The sequence below is a fragment of the Longimicrobium sp. genome, from assembly GCF_036554565.1.
In the GTDB taxonomy this organism is placed as follows: domain Bacteria; phylum Gemmatimonadota; class Gemmatimonadetes; order Longimicrobiales; family Longimicrobiaceae; genus Longimicrobium.
Window position 1 is genome coordinate 1 of sequence record NZ_DATBNB010000067.1, and the last position, 5,389, is coordinate 5,389.

General features: G+C 63.4%; 6 protein-coding genes and 1 pseudogene. 5 read left to right on the forward strand and 2 right to left on the reverse strand.

Going from position 1 to position 5,389, the window contains the following annotated elements; genetic code table 11:
• A pseudogene (locus VIB55_RS01835) lies at positions 1–407 on the reverse strand (hypothetical protein); the annotation flags it as partial.
• A gap of 261 nt (positions 408–668) precedes the next feature.
• Between VIB55_RS01835 and VIB55_RS01840 the strand changes: the two are divergent.
• Complete coding sequence (locus VIB55_RS01840; protein ID WP_331874957.1) at positions 669–1,805, forward strand: DUF5700 domain-containing putative Zn-dependent protease; 1,137 nt, start codon at positions 669–671, stop codon at positions 1,803–1,805.
• Positions 1,806–1,993: 188 nt separating this feature from the next.
• Here the strand turns inward: VIB55_RS01840 and VIB55_RS01845 are convergent, their stop codons facing one another.
• Positions 1,994–2,236 carry a hypothetical protein gene (locus VIB55_RS01845; RefSeq protein WP_331874958.1) on the reverse strand — a complete coding sequence of 81 codons (243 nt, stop codon included), beginning with the start codon at positions 2,234–2,236 and terminating at the stop codon, positions 1,994–1,996.
• A 228-nt stretch (positions 2,237–2,464) separates the two neighbouring features.
• Between VIB55_RS01845 and VIB55_RS01850 the strand changes: the two genes are divergently transcribed.
• From VIB55_RS01850 to VIB55_RS01865, 4 genes are all read left to right on the forward strand, one after another.
• Complete coding sequence (locus VIB55_RS01850) at positions 2,465–2,698, forward strand: helix-turn-helix transcriptional regulator (protein WP_331874959.1); 234 nt, start codon at positions 2,465–2,467, stop codon at positions 2,696–2,698.
• A gap of 163 nt (positions 2,699–2,861) precedes the next feature.
• Positions 2,862–3,608: a hypothetical protein gene (locus tag VIB55_RS01855; protein WP_331874960.1), complete on the forward strand. Its 747-nt coding sequence runs from the start codon at positions 2,862–2,864 to the stop codon at positions 3,606–3,608.
• A gap of 109 nt (positions 3,609–3,717) precedes the next feature.
• Positions 3,718–4,470 carry an HNH endonuclease gene (locus VIB55_RS01860; protein WP_331874961.1) on the forward strand — a complete coding sequence of 251 codons (753 nt, stop codon included), beginning with the start codon at positions 3,718–3,720 and terminating at the stop codon, positions 4,468–4,470.
• A gap of 178 nt (positions 4,471–4,648) precedes the next feature.
• Entirely contained in the window at positions 4,649–4,951 is a 303-nt protein-coding gene (locus VIB55_RS01865; protein WP_331874962.1) for a hypothetical protein, read from the forward strand.
• Positions 4,952–5,389: the final 438 nt, after the last annotated feature.

A 5,389-nucleotide genomic window follows, 5' to 3' on the forward strand; every position in this document is an offset into this window, starting at 1 on the left:
AACGGCGCGTCGAGCGCCACCACCACGGCCCCCTGGCGCGCCAGCAGCACCCCTTCGCCAGTCATCTGCTGGGCGTTGCCCGGGAGTCCGTGCTGCAGCAACAGCCCCGCGAACGGGCCCGCACCCTCGGGCACGAAGAGCCGTCCCGTCGCGCGGCCGGTGCCGCGCGGGCTGAGGAAGCTCAGCTGGTAGATCTGCACACCCGGCGGGGTGCCGATCGGCTGGAGCACCAGGTCGTAGGCCGCCGCGCGGTCATAGGCGAACGCCGTCAGGGCCAGGGCGGGTGCCGGCGCGTCACTGAGCGTCGGGAGGGTGCAGACGCCGCCGGGCGGCTCGGCCGGCAGGCCGCAGGCACCGGCAAGCACGAACACGAGCAGCAGAGCGAGAGCGACGGAGCGCATGAGCATGGTGCCACCTCGACAGGAGTTGCAATTCGATTCAAGCTTGTCGGCAAAAAGACTTTCGTCAAGATGGCACCGCTATGACGCCCGGCATTCTGTGCAGGTGAGTTTTTCTTTTATCTGTAGCTGTTTAGGCGCGGCCGGCGAGGATAGAGTTGTCAGGCAGCAGTCGGGCGCAGCGGCGGGCGAAGTGCCGGCGGGAACGCCGGCATCGGTCGAAACGCGCTCCCCACTCTCCGGCACCATTCACTCCAAGAGGGCGGAATCATGTCCAGCCTCGTCCATAGATCCGGTCTGGTCGCAGCGCCCGTCCTGATCGTGCTCGCCACCTCGGGATGCCGCGAGCGGGGCGTGGTGCCGCCGCAGGTTGCCGCGCCTGCCCCGCGGGCCGCTCAGGTGAGTCTCGAGATCGACTACGCCGGCGCCGAGGCCGTGATGGCGGCGCTGGAGCGCGACACCATCACCGATGCGGCGGTGGACTCGCTCCTCGAGATCCACGGCGTGAGCATGATGGTGGACAACGTCGTCCGCCTCGTGCCGGGTGTGGAGCGCGCTGATTTTGGCATCGCCCTCCAGAGGTTTCTGGGGACGGCCGCCGTGGCGCAGGAGCACATCCACTTCAACCTGCCGAAGGCCCATGGCGAGCGGGAGCGCATCCGGACGCTTCTCGCGCATCTCCGCGAGAACGAGCAGGCCGTGCTGGATCGGTTGCTTGCCATCATGGGTCCCTACACGCCGGAAACCGGTCCGCTTCATCTGAAGGCGTACCTGATGGCGGGGGGCACGTCCACGGGCTTCGTCCGCACCACGCCCGAGGGTGATGTGTTCTACTACAATCTTGCCGACGCGGCTGGAGACTGGGAGGGTGTGATGGCCCACATCACGCACGAGACCTTCCACCTCGTGCAGAAGGCGGCGTTCCGCCGCGTGCCGAGCCTCGCGGCCATGGCCGACTTGGCGGAGAGCCTTCCCCTGCCCGAGCGGACGCTGGCGACGGTCGTCAGCGAGGGCACCGCGGACCTGGTGTCCGACCCGGAGAGGTTCGGCGGCGGCGGCCCCGAGATCGCGCGCATGCGCCAGCGCTTCCGTGCGGATGCCGAGCCCGCGCGCGTGCGTGCGAACTTCGCGCTCTTCGACACCACGTTCCAGCAGGTGGCCCGCGACGAGATCACCTGGCGGGAGGTTCTGGACCGCGGCTTCATGAGCAACCCGCGGTTCTATGCCCTCGGCTTCCAGATGGCGAAGGCGATCGAGCGTCACTGTGGACCTGAGTGCATCCGCCGCCTGCTGCAGCAACGACCCGTCGAGTTCTTTCTCCAGTACATCTCCCTGTACCGTGAGCACCCGGAAATCGTCGGCCGCTTCGCCCCGGAGACGGAGCGATACCTCATGTCACTCCGGTGAGGGAGGGACGGCGAGCCCTGTTCCGCCTCTCTCACTGCGCGAGCCACTTCCAAGTGCGCCCCTAACGGAATCGGGGACGACCCGCCCGCAGCGCATCACCCCCGATCCGACCGTCGCCCGCCCCCGCCGGCGCTGCTGCGTCCACCACCGCCACCCGCCGGGGCTCTACCTCCACCGAGTTGCGCTTCTCACGCAAGCGGTGCCACTCCGCGTGCCCTCGCCCACTCCATCGCGCTGGCCGCCGCCTCGCGGAGGGCGCACCCGAACTCCAGCACTGCCTCGGCAACGAGCAGGTCCATCGCCAGCTCATCCTCCGGTGCGTAGCGGGCCAGCTTGATCGACGAGTTCGCCACCGCTTCCAGTGCACCGAACCTGTCCGCCAAGATCTCCAGGAACCGCATAGGTGACGGCGGGTGCTGCTGCTGTTCCATGCTCACCTCCATCTCTTGACCCGCGCCGCCGAGCAGGGCTACTCTACAAATCGGACGGCTCGCAAGTCGTTCGCATGTGGAGGCTGGCCGTGTCTTCCTGGCCGAGGAGGCGGCCAGCCTCTTTTTACATGCCCTGCGTTATCAAGATAGATAACAAGGAAGGGGATGTCAACAAGTTTGGTAACTAGACTAAGTGGGGGCTGAGTGGCGCGAGAAGAAATCCTTGGCATGGTTCAACGCGTGCTGCGGGATGGCCCTTTTTCGATGCGCCAGCTCGCCGAGGACGCCGGTCTGAGCTATGGCGTGCTCCGTGCTTGGGCGATGGGGCGGAGGACTCCCACGCCGGAAAACCTCTCGCGCATCGCGGACGGATTCGAGCGCCGAACTGAGCGGCTCCACGCCATCATCACTGAATTACGGCAAGCGGCCGGGGAAAATTCCAAAGACGACCGGCGAGGGTGAGTTGGGGCGCAAAGTCCCATACAGCGGGCGTCCCGACAATCGGCAGCAGGGGATACGCGGCCGGGGGTTGCTTCGCCCGACGACAGGCTTGCACGCCGGCCCCTACCCCTGACCCCTGGGATTTGAGGCCGCTGGACCAACGCGGTGGAGGTCGGCCGAACTCGTGACATCAAAAGAACAACTCACGCGCCTCCAAGAATATGCCGATGCGCTCCTCGGCGCGTTTTTAGGGCTCCGGCTTAACTATGGCCTGCTTGCGCCTTTGTTAGGCGGTGTGGACCTCCCCATTTCCACGCCTCCGCGGCGGCAACTCGTTCATGGCCTGTCAGCGTTGCGAAATACCCTGTTCTTCTCATGCGCGCTTGACGTTGTTAAGCTATCCTGGGATAGAGATCGGCGTACCGCCAGCGTCGCAAACATCGTCGCCCAACTCGAGAGACCCGAAGTACTGCAGCTGGTCAAAGACAATCCTCTGTTCTCAGTTGTTATTCCTCGAAAGAGCTACGATGAGGGAGACAAAGAGGGGTTGCGCGCGATCGAAGAAGCCGAGAACCACCGTAGACGTGTACAGATAGACAAACAACTGACTCGGCTACTGGCTCTGTGGACTGACTACGAGAACCACGGATTCAAGAATGCGTTCATTACGCTTCGCGATCAGCATTTGGCTCACCTGGAGGTACGCCCTCAAGGCGGAGGGTACGAGCCACTCGACATCAATGGCTTTAAGATCCTGCGCTCCGACTTAGCGACCGCCTTGAAGTTGTTGGGTCCGATTATAGTTGAGATCAACCGAATCGTCCGCGACGCAGATTTTGCACTGGACCAAGCCGCCAAAGCGTTCGATCAGGACGGCCGCAGATTCTGGGAACCATTGCTCCAATCCGGTTCCGAGGGGGGGCCAGCCTGATCGGCTGCAGGGCATGCGGGGCATCCATGCTTTAGACAGACGCCAGGCCTTGTGCGCCGGCCCACACCCCAAGCCCTTGTTTCGTTCGGCTTTCACATGGAGGAGGCAAATGGATTCGCAACAGGAGCGTGAACTGCTCCGCGGTTTCCAGAAGGCCATGTTCGAAATTTACGACGCAGCGACACGCCTGAAGCCCCCGTATCGACCGACGGCTTTCCGAGGGATGCTGGTCGAGCATGGTGGAAAGCACACGGCCGATCGACTTTTGGCGTCCACTCAGCCCTCGAGCGGATTTACAGAACTCTTCCGCCGCGGACGTGAAAACCTGCGGCTAAGTGTCGAATACTTAGTACTCACTGATCCGTGGCGCGCTTTGTTCACGCCCCATCAGCTCGCCACGGCGCATCACCGATTATCGGAAGTAGGTTTCGAGCCTCCGCAGGCTCCACTTGGGGGGAACGCAACCACGGAGGACGAGGCTCCAGTAGACGCCCCACTTCCGGAGGAACTACCTGCGAACGCCCCGCTGCACGAAGGCGCTATCCGACAAATTACGATCAATGCCTATGAACGAAGCTCTGCTGCAAGAGCAGCATGCATTTCTCACCACGGTACTGCTTGCACCGTTTGCGGCTTCGACTTCGCTAAGGCGTATGGTCCGGTCGCCGAAGGCCTCATCCACGTGCATCATCTGGTGCCGATTGCTTCTATCGGCGAATCCTACGTGGTTAACCCTATTCAGGACCTGAGGCCGGTGTGCCCGAACTGCCATGCCGTGATTCATCATGGCGGTACCTGCCGGAGCATCGAAGAGGTTCAGCGGCTTCTCCGGCACCGGAGCAGGACAAAAGGCGAGCGCTAAATCCCGGCTGAGCCTGGCTAGCACTGCAGTCGACATTCAGTGGCCATGCGTTCTCGCCCACTGCGGACTTGTGCGCCAGCGGCGCTGCATGTTCTGGAGGACGCCGAACGGGCCTGAGCTTGGGGCGTCGGCCTGCCTGACGGCCCAACGACAATCCCCACGAACGGAGAGGAACAACATGCCGGCAGGAGCACAAGTTCAGCACTCGAAATTTCCAGTTGCCCACGTTCTTTATGATGATGGCGAGTTTTCGGTTGCTTGGGGCGCTTACGATGGTGGGCGGCGTTGTCTCGGGATGAGATGGAACGGTGGACCGAACGACGCTGGGTATCCAAAACTGTTTCAACATCCTGTCTGGTTCGTTCTACCAGAAGCATTGTCAATTCCATTCCTGAAGAGCTTGTTGGGGACAACTGCCGATAACAAAGCGGTGCTGGAGGTTCTTGTGGATTTAGAGGCAAGCGGTGCATTGAAGCCGTGACGGACGCCCGTCGCAGTTGCTGCTGAGATTCAGTTGCAAGGGATGCGGGGCCGCCCGCGATTTGCAGATGACAGGCTTGTGCTGGCCCCGGACCCTGACGCGTTGTATCCGCTAGGCGGAGCGGCAAACAGCGCGGCAGCTGGATCCTTCCGCCGCTATCGTGGTTTGGATCGCCGGGGTACTGGAGAGACACCCTCTGTTGGCACTGAGAAAGAAACCGCCTCCGGACGGCGTCCGGAGGCGGTTTCTCAACTCGGAGCTTTGGAGATCACGACGGTAAGCCGACCGCCGTGATCAGCGGCTCAGAACGGCAGGTCGTCGTCGTCCTCGAACGGCGGCGCCTGGAAGTCGTCGTAGTCGCGACCGCCCGCCCCGCCGGATCCGGCACCGCCGCGCCCACCACCCCCACCCCCCCCACCCCCGCCCCCGCGCGGGGCC

Excerpts from the sequence above, each read along its gene's own strand:
- VIB55_RS01865 (WP_331874962.1), top strand. The coding sequence starts at position 4,649 with ATGCCGGCAGGAGCACAAGTTCAGCACTCGAAATTTCCAGTTGCCCAC.
- VIB55_RS01860 (WP_331874961.1), top strand. The coding sequence starts at position 3,718 with ATGGATTCGCAACAGGAGCGTGAACTGCTCCGCGGTTTCCAGAAGGCC.
- VIB55_RS01850 (WP_331874959.1), top strand. The coding sequence starts at position 2,465 with ATGGTTCAACGCGTGCTGCGGGATGGCCCTTTTTCGATGCGCCAGCTC.
- VIB55_RS01840 (WP_331874957.1), top strand. The coding sequence starts at position 669 with ATGTCCAGCCTCGTCCATAGATCCGGTCTGGTCGCAGCGCCCGTCCTG.
- VIB55_RS01845 (WP_331874958.1), bottom strand. The coding sequence starts at position 2,236 with ATGGAACAGCAGCAGCACCCGCCGTCACCTATGCGGTTCCTGGAGATC.